At 44.9% G+C, this 19,876-nt stretch carries 15 protein-coding genes and 2 pseudogenes; 6 read left to right on the top strand and 11 right to left on the bottom strand.

Features of this window, described 5'->3' with window-relative positions:
- A partial coding sequence (locus JK154_RS07965; RefSeq protein WP_211991997.1) for a hypothetical protein occupies positions 1–206 on the top strand: 206 nt, incomplete at its 5' end.
- Positions 207–793: 587 nt separating this feature from the next.
- Here the strand turns inward: JK154_RS07965 and JK154_RS07970 are convergent.
- From JK154_RS07970 to JK154_RS07995, 6 genes are all read right to left on the bottom strand, one after another.
- The gene (locus JK154_RS07970; RefSeq protein WP_211991998.1) at positions 794–1,039 is read right to left on the bottom strand and encodes a DinI-like family protein; all 246 of its coding nucleotides are present in this window, start codon (positions 1,037–1,039) and stop codon (positions 794–796) included.
- A gap of 439 nt (positions 1,040–1,478) precedes the next feature.
- Positions 1,479–3,257 (bottom strand): ABC transporter permease subunit, encoded by a 1,779-nt coding sequence (locus JK154_RS07975; RefSeq protein WP_211991999.1) that lies wholly within the window; start codon positions 3,255–3,257, stop codon positions 1,479–1,481.
- Positions 3,258–3,274: 17 nt separating this feature from the next.
- A complete protein-coding gene (locus JK154_RS07980) occupies positions 3,275–4,798 on the bottom strand; it encodes an ABC transporter substrate-binding protein (protein ID WP_211992000.1) in 1,524 nt (507 codons plus the stop codon).
- Between the two features lie 22 nt (positions 4,799–4,820).
- The gene (locus JK154_RS07985; RefSeq protein WP_249215836.1) at positions 4,821–6,059 is read right to left on the bottom strand and encodes an MFS transporter; all 1,239 of its coding nucleotides are present in this window, start codon (positions 6,057–6,059) and stop codon (positions 4,821–4,823) included.
- Between the two features lie 33 nt (positions 6,060–6,092).
- Positions 6,093–6,920 carry an ABC transporter ATP-binding protein gene (locus JK154_RS07990; RefSeq protein WP_211992001.1) on the bottom strand — a complete coding sequence of 276 codons (828 nt, stop codon included), beginning with the start codon at positions 6,918–6,920 and terminating at the stop codon, positions 6,093–6,095.
- A complete protein-coding gene (locus tag JK154_RS07995; protein ID WP_349291101.1) occupies positions 6,917–7,708 on the bottom strand; it encodes an ABC transporter ATP-binding protein in 792 nt (263 codons plus the stop codon). Before JK154_RS07995 ends, JK154_RS07990 begins: the two co-directional genes overlap by 4 nt.
- A 262-nt stretch (positions 7,709–7,970) precedes the next feature.
- Between JK154_RS07995 and JK154_RS08000 the strand changes: the two genes are divergently transcribed.
- Positions 7,971–8,483: a DUF1440 domain-containing protein gene (locus JK154_RS08000; RefSeq protein WP_211992003.1), complete on the top strand. Its 513-nt coding sequence runs from the start codon at positions 7,971–7,973 to the stop codon at positions 8,481–8,483.
- A gap of 311 nt (positions 8,484–8,794) precedes the next feature.
- Positions 8,795–9,730, top strand: a complete 936-nt coding sequence (locus JK154_RS08005) for an AEC family transporter (protein WP_211992242.1) — start codon at positions 8,795–8,797, stop codon at positions 9,728–9,730.
- Here the strand turns inward: JK154_RS08005 and JK154_RS08010 are convergent.
- The 4 genes from JK154_RS08010 to nlpA form a co-directional block, all read right to left on the bottom strand.
- Positions 9,721–10,737, bottom strand: a complete 1,017-nt coding sequence (locus JK154_RS08010) for a LacI family DNA-binding transcriptional regulator (protein WP_211992004.1) — start codon at positions 10,735–10,737, stop codon at positions 9,721–9,723. The genes JK154_RS08005 and JK154_RS08010 overlap by 10 nt on opposite strands.
- Positions 10,738–10,747: 10 nt before the next feature.
- Positions 10,748–12,220, bottom strand: a complete 1,473-nt coding sequence (locus tag JK154_RS08015) for a sucrose-6-phosphate hydrolase (protein WP_211992005.1) — start codon at positions 12,218–12,220, stop codon at positions 10,748–10,750.
- Positions 12,221–12,335: 115 nt separating this feature from the next.
- Positions 12,336–13,682 carry a PTS transporter subunit EIIC gene (locus JK154_RS08020; protein ID WP_211992243.1) on the bottom strand — a complete coding sequence of 449 codons (1,347 nt, stop codon included), beginning with the start codon at positions 13,680–13,682 and terminating at the stop codon, positions 12,336–12,338.
- Positions 13,683–14,256: 574 nt separating this feature from the next.
- Complete coding sequence (nlpA, locus tag JK154_RS08025; protein ID WP_211992006.1) at positions 14,257–15,075, bottom strand: lipoprotein NlpA; 819 nt, start codon at positions 15,073–15,075, stop codon at positions 14,257–14,259.
- A 262-nt stretch (positions 15,076–15,337) separates the two neighbouring features.
- Here nlpA and JK154_RS08030 point away from each other — a divergent pair.
- Positions 15,338–16,290 (top strand): annotated as a pseudogene (locus JK154_RS08030) (transposase).
- 282 nt (positions 16,291–16,572) lie between these two features.
- Here JK154_RS08030 and JK154_RS08035 read toward each other — a convergent pair.
- Positions 16,573–16,788: pseudogene (locus JK154_RS08035) on the bottom strand (integrase core domain-containing protein); the annotation flags it as partial.
- Between the two features lie 577 nt (positions 16,789–17,365).
- Between JK154_RS08035 and JK154_RS08040 the strand changes: the two are divergent.
- Together JK154_RS08040 and JK154_RS08045 are read left to right on the top strand one after the other, a co-directional pair.
- A complete protein-coding gene (locus JK154_RS08040; RefSeq protein WP_211992008.1) occupies positions 17,366–17,815 on the top strand; it encodes a hypothetical protein in 450 nt (149 codons plus the stop codon).
- Positions 17,816–18,085: 270 nt separating this feature from the next.
- Entirely contained in the window at positions 18,086–19,759 is a 1,674-nt protein-coding gene (locus JK154_RS08045) for a methyl-accepting chemotaxis protein (RefSeq protein ID WP_211992009.1), read from the top strand.
- The last annotated feature ends 117 nt before the right edge of the window (positions 19,760–19,876 follow it).

The raw sequence follows: 19,876 nt of genomic DNA on the forward strand, positions 1-19,876 counted from the left end.
CAGAAGTGAAACGCCGTAGCGCCGATGGTAGTGTGGGGTCTCCCCATGCGAGAGTAGGGAACTGCCAGGCATCAAATAAGCAAGAACCCCGGTCGAAAGACCGGGGTTTTTTGCGTTTATGGCCTCTGAGAACGTTTATCATGGGTTTGATATTGCAGGAACAAGGCGGCAGGGGAGGTTATGAAGGAGCATGCGTCAGTATGTGACTGACTGACCGGGCGCAGCCAGCGCGGTATCAGGTTAAAAGCCTGAGGAGGGGCGGCTGTAGCGTGGAGGTCCCACCGCCCCATGCCGAACCCGGCAGTGAAATGCCATAGCGCCGGTGGTCGTGTGGGGTCTCCCCATGCGAGAACAGGGAACTGCCAGGCATCAAATTAAGCAAAAACCCCAGTCTGACGGCCGGGGTTTTTTGCGTTTATGCCCTCTGAGAAAGTTTATCAGGGGTTTGATATTACAGGAACAAGGTGGCAGGCGAGGAAGGAGAGGGGCATACAATGAGCATGAGACTGAACAGTCCGGACGGCATCAGAGCTAATGTAGTAGCCCCACCTGGCCCCATGCCAAATTAAGACGTGAAACGTTCCGGTGGATGGTAGTGTGGAGTTACCTTATGCGAGAACAGGGAACAGGCAGGTATCAGACAAGCAATAGCCCCGGACTGATGACTGGAGTTTTTTGCGTTCAGGTCTTGTGATATTTAAGGAAATATCCCCTGCAATTCTCCTCAATATGCTTCCCTGAACAACGTTCCGGGCCGGTAGCCATTGAGGAGGTGTACAAGTAAACGACAGAATTATTTACGCCAGTACCCATGCGAAAATACATCTTGCTGCAGTTCATGGATCACAATGCGTACTTTATCATTATCATGGAATCCATCGGCTGTTGAATGGGTGACATCACCATAATGCGTAATAATAAGATGACTTTCTGGATAGACCTCTTTGACTCTGGCCCTGAGTTCTGAGAAATAGGCATCACATTGTTTTTCAGAAAGTTCTTTAATATCAGTATCAGCAATGCTGATTTTAATATCCATACATTTTTCCTCAGAGTAAACGCCTTTTCCAAAAAGACGATAATAAGACAGATTAGAAAAGCATGATTATGACGATACAGGTTAGTCACTGATGTAACATTCTGATCTGATTATAGTCAGATTTCCTGTCAGCAGCTACAACGGCTAAGATAAGCTCCTGATTGCTACAAATACTATTTAGTGACAGATTACCATGGAGATGATAGTGACAGGATGATTTTTGAGGTCGTGGATCGTTGCACAACCAGCTGAATGGCTGATGCTCTGCACCGAAAAACAAGATTAAATACACGACCGCAAAAATACAGTGATTTCATTCAAAACCCAGTTTAGCGTAAAAAATATTGCTTAATGTGAGTTTCTCTCTACTGTGCGTCACCCCCCTGATGTAAATTGTCAGTGCTGCATCACTTATTTGACGCGATCATCGGCTTGTATTTTATCGACTCTTCTTGCCCGTAATATTAGCCAGGCTGACCGCCAGAATTGACAGTACTGCTAACGCTGAAGCAGGGGCCAGTACAACCCAGAATCCACGCTCCAAATATGGCATACCTTCGGCAAGGACTCTGCCCCATTCAGGCTCAGGGGGCGATGCACCAAGGCCAAGGAACCCCAGGGATGCCAGGCCCAGTGCAATACCAGGCAACCGTAGCATAGAGTGCCGGAAAAGCGGGCCGATCATGGCAGGGAAAATGTAAAAAACAGTACGGCGAAACCAGCCAATTCCAAGAATAGGCAACATACGGATATAAGGCCTGGCATTAATTTCGGTCACCAGTGCTGCTGTATGTGTTGCTAAAGGTGCCCATGCAACCGCTGTTATTGCAATAGCGGCACCAGTGGCACTTGCACCGTTTATCGACACCACAAGTAAACCCGCGATGACAGGGGGAAGGGCATTTGCTACTTCTGTGGGGCCAATGAAAAGTCGAGGAAATAATCCAATAATCAATCCGATAAATAGGCATATCAATGAGACAAGCAATGCCAGCATACTGGTATGAATCGTCCCATGTGCCACCCGGGCTAATAAATCTCGCCCCATAGCATCTGCACCGAATGGCAGGGCCATGGAAGGTGCCTGTAAGCGTAAAAATTCAGAAGAATAAGGATCACGAGGCAGACCAGCGAACACCATAATGATTAATATCAAAGCACATAATAATGGGATCACTTTTGCCATTTTTGAATTATGGTTTTCAGGCTCTTGTGAGGATGGCATCGAGTAATTACGCAAAGCACGTCCTAAAATTATCTGCCTTGTGCCGGTTGCCAGCATGCCAATAATGAATGCTATCAATAGAAGGATCAGTATTCCCAGCTGTAAGGCGGGTAAGTCCTGTGCAACTACGGCGCCTAGCGTTGCACGTCCCAGACCGGGTATAGCAAAAACTTTTTCCACTGCTATGGCACTGCCTATTAAAGAGACTAATACCAGTCCAATTAATGGCATCACTGTGGATAATGTCCGTTTAAGTACCGCCCAGCTAATATGCACGTGACCGATCCCTGCAACACGCCAGGTTATTACCCAGTTTTCGCTAAACGTTGCGGCTAGCGCATCAGAAAAAATGCGCCCCAGGTAGCCTCCTGCAGGAATGCCCATTGCCAGGGCGGGTAAAACAGCATAATGGATACCTTCCCACCCATAAGGTGGGAACCATCTAAGCCAGACAGCCCCGATGACGAGTAAAAAAGAGGCCAGGAGAAATTCAGGCATTGCAGTAAAAAACGCGGCAAACACCCCTGTGGAACGATGGGTTTTATGATGTAACCCACGCAACAGTGTCGGCAGGCAAATCATTGAAGCAAAGAGTAATGCCACGCATACCGACATCATCATCAGCGTTAACGAGACTTGCGCGGCTTGTAGCATCCCTTCAAGTACGGGTCTGCCTGATATCCAGGAGTTTCCAGCATCGCCATGGAGTAAGCCTTTCAGCCAATTAGTGAGCAAATGTAAAGGACCATGATCAAGCCCAAGAGAATGGCGAATCGCGTCTAATGCCTCAGGAGTGGCTTCCTGCTCTCCTGAACGAGCCCGAAGTAACGATAATGCAGGATCATTCCCAGAAAGCCAGGGAAGTATTCCCACTAATACCACAACGGCTGCCATTGTTGCCAGGCGTGAAAAGAGCGGAATTAATGGGCCGTGTGGTAACCGCTTCACTCGGTTTATTTTCGTACAAACTTGGCAATATAGTGATTCGCTCATTATTTTATATAGCTCTGTTATTCTGATACTGCGGTGGGTTGCTCTTCAAGTTCGGTTTTGTTATCGATCAGTGTCCGTTCACGAGGGTCTCGTAATGCATGCTTTAACTGGGCTCGTTCTCCCTGAATAACACGCTCGTGTAACATTGGAATGACCGCATCACTGGCAAGAATGAGGTTCTCAGCATCCATGATCGCCTGACGGCGCGCTTCTCCAGCGGGGGTTTCGCTGGCGTGTTTTAGCGCTTGATCGATTTCAGGACGACATAACTGAGAAATATTGAATGAGCCTTCACAGGCGAAATCACTGTACATGTAGGCAACGGGATCACCTGAATCCAGCACGGTTGCTCTTGATAGAATGAAAGCATCAAACTTCCCTGCAAGCGCGTCCGCCTCAATCTGGGAATACTCCCGGACAACTTGCTTCACATTGAATCCTGCTGAGGTCAGCTGCTGGGCAAGGTAAACGGCTACCTCCGGTAACTCTGTGCGATCGCTGAAAGTAGCCAGTGTGATGGTGGCACCTGATGGTACCGCAGCCGGTGTAGGATGACTGACAGGCTGACGAAGTTTTGCTGCCCAGGGTAATGCAGGACCCAAAAGGCCTTGAGCGATATCAGCGCGTTTTTCGTAGACATTATCCACTAGCTGCTTACGGTCGATAGCATCCCGTACCGCCGCTCGCATTGCAGGATCCTTCATCACTCCATGACCGGTATTAAGATACAGAGTATTTGTTCGTGGCATAGGAACTTCATGAACGAGCGCGCTTTCTAGCAGGGGAGCTTGTGATACGGGAATAGCTTCAATCACATCGGCGGTATTGGTGCGTAAGGCTGCTGCACGCGCTGCACCATCGGATACAAAGCTTGCATCAATGCCGCTGGCTTTTGCTCTGTCTCCCCAGTAACCATCGAAACGGTCTAGAGAGGCACTGCTGGTACCATTGACACTGCGTAACACGAAAGGACCAGAGCCTGTATTAATCGGGTCAACAACACCATTTTCTTTGTAAGCATTGAGCGAAAGAATTGCCAGCTGTGGGCTCGACAGACGCTGAGGTAGTAGCGGATCGGGTTTTTCAGTAGAGACTAATACCGTATTATCATTTTCTGCTTTTGCGGTTAATTTTACACCATCTAAAATTCTGGGTTTGGGTGATGCTTGTGCCGCGGCGCTCAGTGCATTCACCACCACTTGCGCATTCAATGGGGTATTATCGTGAAAATGAACATCCGGGCGTAATTCAAAACGCCATGTTGTTTCATTGACGGGTTGCCAGAGTATGGCGAGTGCTGGTTGTGCGTCCCCTGCGCTGTCGAGCGTAACCAGGGTTTCAGCCGTGCTCCAGCGCGATAACTTAAAAGCATCATCGCTCAGTGGTGTCAGGCCTGAGCGCGGTGGCTGTAAATGAGCCACTTTGATACGACCATCCTGTGATTTTTTTGTCTCGTCATGGTCCTCATTGAAACAGCCAGTGAGCAGCATGGTTGCAAAAAGAAGGCCACCAGTCGGCCATAATGCTTTACGCATATTCATTAATTCGTCCTTATTAATCAGTTTAAATTGTTGCTTTAACATTTCGGCAAATAAACCACATAGCAAATGCACTGATTAATGGAAGGCAACCCATTAATATCCATGGAATAAATGCTTGTGATGAAGGAATTAACGCTTTGTCTAATTGCCCGCCGAGTAAAAAATTGCCGAGGAGAACCGTAATCCCTCCCATGCTCGCCAGTGCACCATAGTGGGCCCCCAAATTTCTGTTACGGGAAAATAGCGGGATCATGTCCATCCCTACAGGCACAATAAGCATCTGACCAAGCGTTAGCAGCGTAACGAATAGAATGGCAGGTACCAGGCGATATCCATTATCAGGGGGGATTTCGTTTGCAAATAACGCCACGCTAAAAAACGATAACGCTAGCAGTAAAAAACCTGCAGGCAAGACAAGGGTAAAACCCACGCGACGAGCAAAGCGCGCCAGGGGCAACTGCAAGCTGATAACCAACAACGAGGCCAGCACAAACAGTGGTCCTAAGTCTGCTTCACCACCACCAGAACGGCGTAGTTCAACAGGTAATGCGAGATAAAGCTGGTTATAACTGAATAGGTAACTACTGTAAGCGAGAATAAAGGCAACAAAACGAAACTGATAGAACGCTGTCCACCACGGGACAATTTTTAATTTATTGTTGCCTGACGGGGAAATCGGCAGAGTGAAATAAAGTACGATTAAAGCGACAAAGAAAACACCACTTCCAGCCAGGGCAACATATTGAAAGCTATAACCTGTGAGCAGGGATCCGAGTAGTGGCCCCAGGACAGCACCCAGCTCGCCATAAATAGCAAATAGTGCAAACCATTCAGAACGGCTCCTTTTTCCCTGTCGCTCAGTCTGTGTGCCGGCTTCAGCCATTAAAGATTCAATAGCAGGAGAAAACAATGCCCCCCCGATCCCTGTCAGACAGGCGCCTGTTATCACTCCCGATAATGATGAACTGGATGCCAGCAGGATATAGCCAGCAATACGCACAATACAGCCACTAAGGATGATCTTGCGCCCACCGAGTTTATCGGTTAATGCGCCACCAATAAGAAACATTCCTTGCTGTGAAAATGTCCGTAAGCCAAGGACTAATCCAATTGCGGCACCTGAAAGCAGCATATCATCCCGAAGAAAAATAGCTAAAAAAGGAACCACCGCATAGAAGCCGGTATTGAAAATAAATTGGCTTGCTAATAATAATGAAGGAGGTGCATAAGTTGCTTTTTGCATAGTTAAATTGGGTATCATGTCTTGATATATTTCTGTCAATATTAGGTCATATCACCCGTCGTTACCGACCGGTAGTGAAAGTTCTGGGACTGCATCCAGGAGCTGTCGAGTATGTTGATGGTGAGGGGAATGAATTATTTCTGCGGTGGGACGATCCTCAATAATTTGGCCATCAGCCATAATTAACATCCTTTCGCATAACCCCACTAATATTGATATATCGTGAGAAACCATGAGTAGGCCCATGTTATTTTCTTTCGCCACATTTAAAAGCAGCGTTTTAATTTGTTCCCGAAGGGGTAAATCCAAACCACTGACAGGTTCATCGGCAAGTAAATAATCGGGTTTGATAATTAGTGCCCGGGCTAAGGCAACACGCTGTGCCTGCCCACCAGAGAGTTGCGCGATGGATTTATCAAGAACGTGATGACTCAGTTCGACTTGTTCTAGTGCATTACGCAAATATATAGCGTCTTTTTTTGTATTTCTCAGTCGGTTAAGTGGTTCGTTAAGAATGTCTTTAACTTTTTGCATTGGTGGCAACGAGCTTACAGGGTCTTGAGGCAAATATTGCACCCGCTGGCGATACCATAATAATGAGGCGACCGAACCCGGTTGTACTCTTTTTCCCTCACAATAAATCATGCCACCAGTCAGTGGCTCAAGCCCTAAAATAGCTTTCAGCAATGTTGATTTACCACACCCAGAACACCCCACCAAACCTACCCGTTCATCCTGTTTCAGGGATAAAGAAAAATTCTGAAGGATGGCGGAGCCATCTTTTTTTTTCTGCCAGGGGAATGATGACGCTGGTCGATTCTGAGTAATGCAATCGACATGTAAAAAATGCTGGCTCTCTGGAGAGTGGGCGATTTTCATTGGCCTGTGGCCTCATACTGGCCGATAGAAAGTTGTCGTTGAGCATGATGCGCAGCACGAACCAGTTTTTTTGTATAAGCGTGGCAAGGGGCATTAAGAAGCTGCTGCATGCTGCCAGATTCTACAATCTGGCCTTTTTCCATCACGATAGCTCTCTGGCACAGCTGTGCTGCAACGGCAATATCATGAGTAATAAATAATAAAGCGGGAGCATCAGGCTGAGTGCTTCTATGGGCCAGGACTTGTAAAACTTTTTGCTGGCTAATCACATCCAACGCGGTGGTCGGCTCATCGGCAACTAACAGCCGATTTCCCCCCATTAAAGCAAGGGCAATACAGATGCGCTGCCGTTGTCCACCTGATAATTCCGAGGGGTAACGTTTAAGTAGATCGGGAATATCGTCTAATTTTAGTTTGTTGAGTAAGTTATGAATGATTGATGAATCATTCGTTTTCAATACTAGTGCTAACTGCTTTCCTACAGACGATAACGGATTTAGTGCTGTTGAAGAGTCTTGAAATATCATCGAGACACGGCTGTGACGAGGGCGACGGGACGCATGTAATCCACCAACTTTACAGCCAGTTACAGAAATATTTCCTTTTACCTTAATTCCTGCAGGCAATGTTCCGGTGATCGCTTTTGCGGTTAACGACTTTCCTGAGCCTGAGGCACCAATAAGACAAACGCGTTCTGCATCAAAGAGGTTAAAGCTGATATCACTGACTAATTTGTTATCGCCTGCTTCCAGGCTTAACCGCTCCACGCTAAGAACTGGCGATAAAATCTGAGAATCCACTGTGTTGCCTATTGGGTTAGTATGTTGCCACAAAACCAATATGTTATAACATAACGTAAATATCTGTTGCAATGAGTAAGAGCACCATCTGTTATTAAAATATCCACAACACTTGAAAGTGTTTCTATACTCAGCTTATAAGATCTCTTCTTCACCGGACTTATAGTTACAGAATATACTTCTACTTGTAGTGAAAATGACTTTCGCACTGAGAACGTTCACGTTTCTCTTTTTCTTTTTAGGATGGTTTATGATCAATTTATTTGAGCTAACAAAGAAAGCTGACAGACATATCAGTTTGGCTATTTTCATCGGTATCATTGCAGGGATATTCTCAGCACTGGTGAAATCAGGGTTTGAAACACTGATTCCGCCCAGAACCTTGGAAACGACTCCTCCGCCTGTGATGCTGCTGGAAAAATTAGGTGCCAATGTTGATCTGATGACCTATCACTGGATGGGGTATACCATTAACTGGGGAGGGAATGGCGTACATATCCTCTTCTCCATCGCTATTGCAATTATTTATTGCGTGATTGCGGAGTATTTCCCACGAGTTAAATTACTTCATGGGATTGTATTCGGTGTAGGTGTTTCGGTTTTTGCTCATGGTTTAGTTGTACCATTACTTGGCCTGTCTGGCTGGTTATGGACGGCAGGCTCTGAAGCGCTGATTTCTGAATTTGTCGGGACGGCCTTCTGGATTTGGTCTATTGAAGCGGTACGCCAGAATCTGCGATCTTTTTGGGTTAAGGGCCGATAGTTTATTTGGCAACAGCGGCGTCATTCGTGATAAGAACAGTGGTTCGATGAACCACTGCTTTCAATTAAATAACAAACAAGTTTTTTATTCTGAATACGATGGTATTGGCTGCCGGTAATGGGCCACCATTAATATGGTGCTTCCTCATGCCAGTAAAAGTGTATTTAATTGATGAAATTAAACATTAAGGGGCTGTCACAAGGAATCCTTTCTGTCCTATTATATGAGCAGAATTTTGCCAGGCAGGTCGAAGTCTGCCTATTTTCTAAGGTTTATCTACTGTGGTAACAATAAATCTAGTCAGCCATTTGATGCATCAAATCGCGTTGTCGCTTCCTCTGTTTATACTGATCGCCGTGGGTTACGGATTAGGGCGTTTTTCCGGTTGGCCATTAAGCGTCAATGAAGGGCTGAATCGTCTTTGCTTTAATGTCGTTATTCCCTGCATGTTGTTTAATGTGATGAGTGGTTTTTATAAAACGCCTCCGGTTGATTACAGGTTACTGGTTGCTTTCTTTGGCAGCTGTTTTATCGTTTATGCCATGGGGCGTATTATTGCCAAACATTTTTTTAAACTGGATCCTGTTTCCTCATCTGTTTTTGCCCTTGGGGGCATATTCTCCAACAATGTTATGCTCGGCATCCCCATTGCCACCTTATTACTCGGGCCAGAATCCTTACCCTCAATTGCATTGGTGCTCATTTTTAATAGTTTGATTTTATGGACGTTGGTGACAGTATCTGTTGAGTGGGCGCGCAGTGGCAGTTTTTCTCTTCAAGGGGTATTAAAAACGCTGATCAGTGTTTTTAAAAATCCGATTATTATTGGCATTATCTCTGGCACCGCCTGGAGCCTGTCTCATACCCCGTTACCCGATGTGATAGGCCAGCCAGTTGTCATGATGGGTAGCATGGCGGCCCCTCTGTCACTTATTGCACTGGGTATGAGCTTATCGCACTACAGCATTCGCGAAGGATTACGGGAAAGTTATGCCATTTGTTTGTTAAAACTTTTGGTACAACCACTGATTATTGCAGTGATTGCACTGGCTATTGGCCTGCCTGCAGATGAAGCGAAAGTTGTGGTTCTGCTGGGTTCCATGGCCGTTGGGGTTAACGTCTATCTGATGGCCCAAAAATTTGGTGTCATGCAGGGCTCTACGGCAAGTAGTACGCTTTTTACCACGGCACTCTCAGCCCTGAGCACCCCATTGTTTATTATGTTGATGACGCAATTCTATCCCTGAGGCTGACTTTCACTACTCTTTCCTATTATCAGTTCATAGGGAACATAGGTTTTATGCGCTGGTGGCTCTTTCTGGGCAGGGGAGGTTATTTGCTGGTACAAAAGCTCTGAGGCTATGATGCCGGACTGCTTATAGTCATAGGCCAGGGTTGTCAGTTTAGGGTTGTAAAACTCTGCCAATGTCCCCCCGCCAACGCCACCGATGCTGATATCTTCTGGCACGCGTAAACCAGTAGAGAAAAGGTAACTCATGGCCCCAATGGCCATTTTGTCGCTGGCGGCAAAGATAGCATCGGGTTTGATATCATTATGTTCTAAGAGGTGGCGGCAGGCGATAAAACCACTTTGGTGAGTAAAATCCCCCCTGGCAAAGAGGCTATCCTCTGGGGTGATATTATGTTCCATTAAAGCATCGCAATAGCCTTTATGACGCAGCACACCGACAGAAATATCCCACTTGTCTACTCCAATAAAGGCAATTCTCTGCTTGCCCGTCGCTAGCAGGTGTTCAGTCATTCTCTTCGCGGCCTGGTACTCATCAAATAGCACACAAGGTAAATTTTCCGGTGACTCCTGACCAATGATAACAACCGGTATACCCAGTTTGTTCAGTTTCTCCTGGTGCTCAGGAGTAAAGCGAGTGGCGATAAAAATAATGCCATCGACCTGTTTTTCTTTAAATAGATCGAGGAATTCCAGCTCTTTTTTTACCTGATGATCAGTATTACCAAGTAACAGACTATAGCCCCTGGAGCTAAAGAAATGGTCAATACCAGAGACACTTTCCCCGGAAGAAGTGCCATTGATCTTCGGTAAAATAACCCCGATGGTATGGCTTTTTTTCGAGTGTAGTGCTTTGGCAAAAGCATTAGGACGGTAGCCGGTCTCTTCCAGCACTTTGAGAATACGCTGCTTCACCTCATCTTTGACATATCCTGAGGAGTTAATGACCCTGGAAACACTGGAAGGTGAGGTGTTAGCGAGTTTTGATATTTCTTTTATATTCACTGAATGTCTCTTATTGAATAACATCGCAATGCTGCAAGCCAAAGTAATCCAGTGACATTAAATGACAGGGCGCATTACTTTCAAAGGAGATACCGGTTGACGATGCGGCGGGGAAGATACGTGCACTAAATACTTCAGCCCCCTGGTTAATAAAGATTTCCAGTGAAGATTTGTCCATATAAATCACTAACTCCAGCGACTGAGCAGAGGCTATCTGGCATTGACGTATTCCGCCGTCCCCTGACCCTGCATGATTCCGGTCTAATGTAATGATGTTCTGGCGGGGATCAATATGAAGCAGAGTGTACTGATCTTTGCCATTACTACGCAATTTTAATGATAAGTCTGACGTTAAGTTAATAAATTCAGCCCGTAGTTCGTAGCAATCACCGGCCACACCATTGAAGCTTCGCGTCCCGTCAAACACGGTGTTCTGATAAGTAATATGTGATTGACGTAATGCTTTTAATTCCGGGACTGGGTTTTGGTACAGTCTGTTATTATGCAGTGTCAGTTCACGTGGCAGAGTCATTTGGTGTAGCCAGTGGGACTCTACTGTGGGTTGTCGATTTTCTTCAGGTAACCCCATCCAGGCAAGCATAATCCGCCGCCCCTGGTTATCGACAAAACTTTGTGGAGCATAGAACTCAAAACCCCGGTCTAATTCTTCAAAATGCTGTGTTGAGAAATGGGTATCTTCAAGATTAAGATCACCGACGAGATAACCTGATTGATAAATATTCTGGTATTTCATGCCCTGTGGTGCGAGTCCTTGGGGAGACGCTAGCATTACCCAATGCTGGTTTAGCCTAAACAGGTCCGGGCATTCCCACATATAACCAAAGTCATCAAATGGTGCGATCCCACTGCCTGCTATAGCACCTAAAAATTGCCATTCCGTTAGATTTTCAGAACGGTAGAGCAATACTTGCCCCTGTAATTTATCTGTTTGCCCACCAATGACGGCAAAAAATAGTGCCCCCTCTTGCCAGATTTTAGGATCACGAAAATGTGAGGTATAACCAGCAGGCTGACCATCAATAACGATCCCGATTTTTTCAAAGTCGATACCATTTTTGCTTTTTGCTAAACACTGGCTGCTCGCCCTGTGTTGCTGATCTGCACCGTATTTTAAATTGCCAGTATAAAAAAGATACAGTTCGTCATGGTAAACAAATGCACTGCCAGAGTAACAGCCATTAGCATCGTATTCAGTATCTGGTGCCAGTGCAGGGGAGACTTCTTGCCAGTTAATTAAGTCAGCACTTATGTAGTGTCCCCAAAATTTTTGGCGGTGGTCGCAGGCAAAGGGATTCCATTGGTAAAAAATATGGTAATGGCCATTAAACTGAATTAACCCATTGGGGTCATTTAACAACCCAAATTTAGGGGAAATATGATAAGCAGGCCTGAACGGATCGTGCGCAATGGCTTGATACTTATTTAATATTTGCTGTGCATGTTCCAACCGGTTATTGGCCATTTTTTTAATTACCTGCGCTGACTTTCAATATGATTAATGCTTCTGGATACACGGTTTATTGGAAGCGGTTTAAATGGGATGCTCAATAAACCGTGTCATAGCTGATTTGTCCTGCTTACGCCTGCTTTTTAGGCTTTATCAGTAACCTGGTAAAAGCCATACCGACAACCATTGCGATGACTATCATGGCGAGATAAAGCCCGATGTTATGGCCTAAATAGGCAGGAATCGCTGGCAGGAAAGTTACTCCCATCACTGCAGGGGCGATATGCATTAGCATGGCAAATGCACCCGCAACGGCCCCCCCGATCATACCGGCCAGAAAGACGCGGGTATTGGTCAGTGTGACCCCGAACAAAAGCGGTTCGGTAATGCCAAAGAAGCAAGGTACGATTGACGAAAACATTAATGTTTTCTGTTTTTTATCTTTTATTGATAAAGCAAAAGCAATGGCGGCCCCTGCCTGACCTGCCATTGACGCTGTGATTAAGGTATTGAGTGGATTAATACCGCCATTAGCCAACAAATTCAGTTCAACGACCATTAATGAATGGTGTAACCCGGTGACTGTCAGCGCCTGTTGCGTTGCTCCCAGGATGGCACCACCAATCCCGTATGGGAGGTTAATAATAAAGTTTGCTGAATTCATTACGCCATGTTCAACAATGGTGAAAATGGGGCCGATGATAAATAAAGCAGCCACGGCACCAATAATCAGAGTTAAGAATGGAGTAAATACTAAATCCACAACTGTTGGCATCCAGCGACGGATCCAGCGCTCGACGGTGGCACCAAAAATACCCACGATTAAGGCTGGTATGATAGTGCCCTGGTAGCCTTGAATATGAAAAATACCTATTTTAAGCACTTCTGCATGACCGCTGGCGACCTGCCAGGCATTGGGCAGCATGGGGGCAATGAGCATTAAACCCAGCACTATGCCTACTACCGGAGTGCCACCAAACAGCTTAAATGCCGACCAGACGACCAGGGCAGGTAAGAACATAAATACAGTATCTGTAACAACCTGAGTGAGGACCAAAATATCAGGTGACAGCACAAGCCCCATCTGTTCTGCGAGCCCACGGATACCCATGAAAAGCCCGGTAGCGACCAGAACAGGGATCAGCGGAATAAAAACATCAGCCAAGGCACGAATTATTTTCTGGAACCAATTCATATTATTATAGGCAGACTGTTTGACTGATTCTTTTGCCTCTGGCATGTCTCCATTCATCAGGGTATGGATTTGATCAACCAGGCCGGTGCCTAAAATAATCTGATGCTGACCAGACTGGAAAAAGTACCCGCGTACTTTGTCGATATTTTTTATCGTATCTGCTGCGACCAGTTGATCGTTCTTAACGACGATACGTAAGCGAGTTGCACAGTGTTCGAGGGCAACAATATTCTCTTTGCTGCCGAGAGCGGCAAGGATCTCTCTGGTTATTTTGTCATTCATTGGGGCGTGCCTTAATATATGAAAAGCTTTTCACAAACATATTATGAAAAGCTTTTCATATGTTAGGGGCTGATCACGAAAATGGGATATAGATCTCAGTTTTACTGGCTCAGGCAGCAGAGTTAAGTGATAGAAAGAAGGCGTGAACAGGAGGAGAAAAGCTGAAATTTGCACAAGTTATTGGGGTATACAGTGTTTAATTTATGGGCATACGATTATAATTAAGCCTGTCATTACGACTCAGACACTATTATTCATAAGGCCTATTGAAATGAAAAAATCACCCCGTCGCCACCTTCGTCTGCTGGTTATTATCATGCTGATCGCGCTCTTTGCTGTGATGTTTGAGCAAATGGCTTTTGCGGCCAGTCTCTAGTACTGGTTTTGATATGCTGAACTGTGCGCAGGGAGGAAGGGGGGGGCAGTCATTAATGTAAGTGTGTACTCACAACTACCGATTATATGATTTTATTTTTATATTTTATAGTAAGTTACAGAAAGACCAATATCTTGTGGCGGCGGCCGAACACTGGGCTGCTGTGCCAGCTTGTAACGCCGGCACAGCAAAAAGAGATCACCAGCCAGGTACTGCCCCCCCATTGAAGATAGTTTCTGCTGCCTTGGCAACTTCAGGAGACTGATAAGAGGCCAGGAATGCTTTTACATTTTCGGCCTCTTTATTATCTTCACGTGCAACCAGAATATTTACGTAGGGGGAGTTCTTATCTTCAATGAAGATACTGTCTTTCACCGGTGAAAGCCCTGTTTGCTGAATATAGGTTGTGCTGATAATCGCGGCATCAACTTTTGGATCATCCAGTACGCGTGGTAGCTGCGCACCTTCAAGTTCCATAATGTTTAAATTATGTGGGTTTGCGGTAATATCCAGGCTGGTGGGTAACAGACCGGTGCCTTCTTTCAAGGTAATCAGCTTTTCTTTTTGTAATAACAATAGGGCACGGCCGAGATTGGTCGGGTCATTAGGGATTGCAATGGTGGAACCATCTGCTAATTGATCCAAGTGTTTAATTTTTTTGGAATATCCAGCCATGGGGAAAACAAAGGTATTACCCACGGCAACCAGATGGTAGTTATGGGCTTTATTATCCTGCTCAAGGAAAGGACGATGCTGGAAGACATTGGCATCAAGCTCCCCTTGGTTGGTCGCGTCATTAGGTAGCAAAGAGCCACTAAAACCAACCAGTTCGACCTCTAACCCATATTTTTCTTTGGCGACTTTCTTAGCCACTTCAGCGACATCCTGTTCAGCACCGTTAATGACCCCGACTTTAATATGCTTGCTATTATTGGCCTGGGGATCACAACCTGCCAATAACAGGCCTGTCAGTACCACTATTGCCATTTTTCTGAAGTGAGTCGCTACCCTCGTCATACCTTTTCCTTATTAGATAGTTTTAATTCGCATGAAAACGACTATAGCAGGATGGCCGTTTCGATAATAAAACGAAAAAATATCATTCATAATAAAAAAGAATATACAGAATAATGCCAGCGAAATACTAAAAATAATATCAGTCATCTCCTGATGGCGATACACAAAAAGACTGACTACTGCATTACATGGGTAATCCCCCCGAAAAATCGGTGTATTCATAAATAGAATTTTCCACTAACCTGAATTCAGAGAGATTTCTATGAAAAAATCACGTTTCACGGATAGCCAGATCATCGCTATTCTTAAACAAGCTGAAGCCTGAACACCCGTATCTGAATTTTGCCGTGAGCACGGTATCAGCAGCGCCAGTTTTTATAAGTATCGTTCAAAGTTCGGAGAAATGGACGCCGCCCTTATGTCCCGGCTGAAAGAGTTGGAAGAGGAAAACCGTCGTCTCAAAAAGATGTATGCCGAAGAGCGGCTGAAGTCTGAAATCATTAAGGAGGTGATGACAAAAAAGTGGTGAAGCCGTCAGAACGGAAGCAGATGGCACAGCATGCAGTCACCGTTAAAGGAGTCAGTGTTCGTCAGGCCTGTCAGATTTTTTTCATCAGTGAGCGCTGTTATCGCTACAGGCATGCCCTTCATGCTGAAAATCAGCAGATAGCTGACTGGATCATCAGGATCATAAACAATCAAAGAAACTGGGGGTTTGGTCTGTGTTAGCCGTATTCATGCAACGTAAGCGGGTTTATGTATTTCATGCACGATCAACTGTCGGATGGTCATTCTGTCCGTTTACCCAATGTGATCGATGACTTTAACCGTGAGGCACTGGCCATTGAGGTTGATTTTTCACTTCCGGCAATACGGGTTGTAAGAATGCTGGAGCAGATCATTGAATGGAAAGGTAAACCGTCTTCAATTCATTGTGATAACGGTCCGGAGTATGCAGGTAATACACTGATTACATGGGCTAAAACGCAGGATATTCGACTCAATTTTATTCAGCCTGGAAAACCGCAGCAAAATGCCTGTAGTGAACGTTATAACCGGACAGTGCGTTATGACTGGCTGGGACAGAGTTTGTTTTCATCCTTAAATGAATTGCAGAAATATGCCACAAAATGGCAATGGTTCTATCATCATGAGCGACCAAATATGGCACTGAATGGTTGTACACCGACGCAGCATATTCATCGATTGAACTGATTCTACTTATCACCGCTATTAAAAATGGGGGGATTACCATTACAGACGCTTTATCTGACGGTGCTCTGAAAGAATCTATATGATGAAATCGATATTTTATCATCGGATCTTGATGAATAGTTGACGATAATAATGCGTTAACGTATCAGGGGGAATATCCTGTGACCGGATACTGATAGAAATATTATTTGATGGCAAACCCCTGCTGGGCTGGGGGGATTTAAGCCAAATGTAATCTGACGGATGCTTGTATAAATAGCCGGTAATCTGCTCTGGCCTGTGCTAATACATGTCAGTGGATGTGTTGTAGTATACTGACAGGTTTGAGGTTTCCACGTTTTCGGCCACTGATTGGTGTTCTTCTGGTGTCAGGTTCTTCAGGGAATAATGATATTCTTCGCTGTTATATTCCAGCAGCCAGCTTGCTGTGATTTTTCTTGCGTTATTCAAAGTTATGAACAGATAAAAATACAGCATTTCAGTTTGAACTGTCCAGTTCAATACTTCGCTTTTCAGTCATCGTAACTGGCCTCTAATATTATGTACAAACGGCAAAATTTTTTCACCATTCATTAAAGATGAAGGAAGCTGTTTTCCTGAATCCTTACAATGCCATAAGTTTTGGTCGTCATCGAAAAGGTGATTAAAGCCTATAAGTGGTCGTATTTTGTTCAGCGTGATTAGTAAGAAAATTTCTCTGGTTTTTTGTCCATTAACACGACTGCTTGTTCCAGGGTCGCTTTCTTTATCTCTGATTGTTTAACACGTGCCTTGAGCTGATGGATTTCACGTAGATTGGGTATGATAGCTTTTCCGGCAGGCTCATACTGGTTGGCTATTTATTATTTACTCAGCAGATGGAAGTATCATTTTATTGATTTGCTAAAAGCATTGTCGAAAAAGTAGTCCATCGCAATGAGTTTTTTAACTATTTTTTATTTTGTAATTAAAAACATTTTGATAAACATTTGGTGAAACAATCATTGTTTGTGATACTGTTTTTAATCGTTACCAATAAATACTGGTGACTGATTTATCGGAATATCTAATACTAAAATTAATGCTGAGAGTTATAATGAAAAAAACATCACTCATTTTAGGGGCGGGGATTGGCTTGCTTATTTCTATGGCGGTACAGGCTGAGTCTGCAAAAAAAGAAGTTATGGTGCACAATATTCCAGCGGTGAAATTGATTAATACCGCAGATAATCATTCTGCTTTCGTCCGGGGATCAATTCCGTCACTGGCTAATTTTTCTTCTGAAGATCTCTATTTCAGTAACACTTTTGAAGAGTGGCAAAAAGGAGTTCATCCGGCCCCCAAAAAGCAGTATGTCGTTACTATGAAAGGCAAACTAAAGTTTAAAGTCAGTGATGGCTCAACCTTTATTATCGAACCAGGAACTGTGTTACTTGCCGCTGATACGGCTGGTGAAGGGCATAGCTGGGACATCATCGAAGGAAAAGAGTGGGTGCGTGTTTATATCCCTGTGGGGGATGATGACCACTTCATTGCTGATAAGTAATTGCTATATTATTGAACGATAATTTTCAAACCCGGGGCAGATGATAATCACCGGGTTATTCCCCTATTAAATACAAGCTCTTTTGGCCACAGAATATGGAAAGAAATATTCCATATTTCCCTAAAAAATTAGCCATAGCGCTAAAGCTAATCATATCAGTGCCGATATTAGATGTGATAGCAACTCATAATAAAACCTACTGCTATTGATTGTTGCCCATCACCTCTTTTCATCATCTTGAGATATTGTCATTTAGCCCTAGAGGGAATAATGGATAAATTGAAGAATATGCGACTTAGTACCATGCTTGGTGCCGGGTTTGCCGTAGTTATAGTTATTGGTTTCGTCGTGGCACTATTTGCCAGAATGCAGTTATCAGTTGTGGCACAAAATTTAGATTATGCTGTCAATACTCGTTTGGTCAATCTTCAGTTAATTATTAAGATCAGGGATAATATTACTGATAATGCTCATGATATTCGTGATCTGGTCTTATTCACGACTCAGCCACACAGTGATACGGAGTATCAGGAGTACATTAAAAAGAAGAATCTGACGCTTGAGCAGCGAATTATCGATAATAATAAGTTGTTGAAAGAGCTTGATAAAGCTTTAAAAATTAAGCGGTCACGTGAGCTTTTTGACCGTCTTAACGAAGTCCGCCCTGCCTACTCTGAAGCTGTGCGAAAAGTCATCTCTGCCAGCGCGCAGGGTGAGTATGATGCCGCCAGGAAAATTGTGACTACAGAATTCATTGGTCCTCAGAAACAGGTGCTCAACACACTGACAGATATGAGCAACTACCATGCTGATACGACGGTAGAAATTGCCCGTGGCTACATTGAAGAAACACATTATGCCGGTAATTTGTTACTGGTGATCACTATTATCAGCTCAATGATAGGGTTATTCATCGCCTGGGCCATTGGGCGTGCAGTGAAAAAACAGTTGGGAGGTGAGCCCGCTTATGCTGTGCAAATAGCCAAACTGATTGCAGAGGGGAACCTCAGTGTGGCGGTTGACTTGAAAGCAGGCGATGACCGTAGTCTGTTGGCGACAATGGATGGAATGCGTGATCGTCTGCAACAAATCGTGCGTCAGGTGAGGAATAGCAGTGACTCGATTTCCACCGGCGCGAGTGAAATTGCCGCAGGGAGTACGGACTTAAGTCAGCGAACGGAAGAACAAGCTGCCAGCTTGCAAGAAACCGCCGCATCAATGGAACAAATGAGTCAGACTATTAGCCAAAATACTGACACGGTACGTTCAGCAAATCTTCTGGCACAAGCCACCAGTGAGAAAGCGACCCAAAGTGGTAAAGCAGTCAATGATCTTGTATCAACAATGCGGGATATTAACGGCAGTTCACAGAAAATTGGTGACATCATCAGTGTGATTGACGGTATTGCTTTCCAGACCAATATTCTGGCACTTAATGCTGCGGTGGAGTCCGCGCGAGCAGGGGAAGCAGGACGAGGTTTTGCCGTTGTTGCGGGTGAGGTTCGTTCCCTCGCACAGCGTTCAGCCTCTGCTGCAAATGAGATTAAGAGCTTAATTGAAGAGAGTCTGCGCACGGTTAACAAAGGTTCTGAGATGGTCAGCTCCGTGGGTGGTACCATTAATGACTTGGTTGAGCAGGCCCATAAAGTTTCTGGAATGATTTCTGAAATTGGCGTGACGACGGAAGAACAAGGGCATGGGATTAATCAGATCAATGATGCCATTGTACAACTTGATCAAGTGACCCAGCAGAATGCGGCATTAGTAGAAGAGTCAGCCAGCGCCGCTGAGAGCCTGAACGATCAAGCGGCCAATCTGGTTTCATTAATGAGTGTATTTCGTATTGATGCTTCCCAGTCTCCCGACGTACAGGGGGTAAAGCATACAGTATCAAGCAAAAACGCGCCTGCCAGCACAAACCATGATAGCTGGGAACGTTTTTAACCCTGCCCCTTTGCCATTCCAGGCAGATTAATCAGATACGAGGCCGGCTTAATATGCCGGCTTTTTTATATTCACTCCGCCCATTATCCTGACTACCTTTCATACTTTTCCACCGTT

The sequence above is a fragment of the Citrobacter sp. JGM124 genome, assembly GCF_018257795.1.
Taxonomy (GTDB): domain Bacteria; phylum Pseudomonadota; class Gammaproteobacteria; order Enterobacterales; family Enterobacteriaceae; genus JGM124.

What these genes read in the sequence shown, in the direction of transcription:
- JK154_RS08045 (WP_211992009.1), top strand. Translation starts at nt 18,086, where the DNA reads ATGGATAAATTGAAGAATATGCGACTTAGTACCATGCTTGGTGCCGGG.
- JK154_RS07985 (WP_249215836.1), bottom strand. Translation starts at nt 6,059, where the DNA reads ATGATACCCAATTTAACTATGCAAAAAGCAACTTATGCACCTCCTTCA.
- JK154_RS08005 (WP_211992242.1), top strand. Translation starts at nt 8,795, where the DNA reads ATGCATCAAATCGCGTTGTCGCTTCCTCTGTTTATACTGATCGCCGTG.
- JK154_RS07975 (WP_211991999.1), bottom strand. Translation starts at nt 3,257, where the DNA reads ATGAGCGAATCACTATATTGCCAAGTTTGTACGAAAATAAACCGAGTG.
- JK154_RS07970 (WP_211991998.1), bottom strand. Translation starts at nt 1,039, where the DNA reads ATGGATATTAAAATCAGCATTGCTGATACTGATATTAAAGAACTTTCT.
- JK154_RS08020 (WP_211992243.1), bottom strand. Translation starts at nt 13,682, where the DNA reads ATGAATGACAAAATAACCAGAGAGATCCTTGCCGCTCTCGGCAGCAAA.
- JK154_RS07990 (WP_211992001.1), bottom strand. Translation starts at nt 6,920, where the DNA reads ATGAAAATCGCCCACTCTCCAGAGAGCCAGCATTTTTTACATGTCGAT.
- JK154_RS08000 (WP_211992003.1), top strand. Translation starts at nt 7,971, where the DNA reads ATGATCAATTTATTTGAGCTAACAAAGAAAGCTGACAGACATATCAGT.
- JK154_RS07980 (WP_211992000.1), bottom strand. Translation starts at nt 4,798, where the DNA reads ATGAATATGCGTAAAGCATTATGGCCGACTGGTGGCCTTCTTTTTGCA.
- nlpA (WP_211992006.1), bottom strand. Translation starts at nt 15,075, where the DNA reads ATGACGAGGGTAGCGACTCACTTCAGAAAAATGGCAATAGTGGTACTG.
- JK154_RS08040 (WP_211992008.1), top strand. Translation starts at nt 17,366, where the DNA reads ATGAAAAAAACATCACTCATTTTAGGGGCGGGGATTGGCTTGCTTATT.
- JK154_RS08015 (WP_211992005.1), bottom strand. Translation starts at nt 12,220, where the DNA reads ATGGCCAATAACCGGTTGGAACATGCACAGCAAATATTAAATAAGTAT.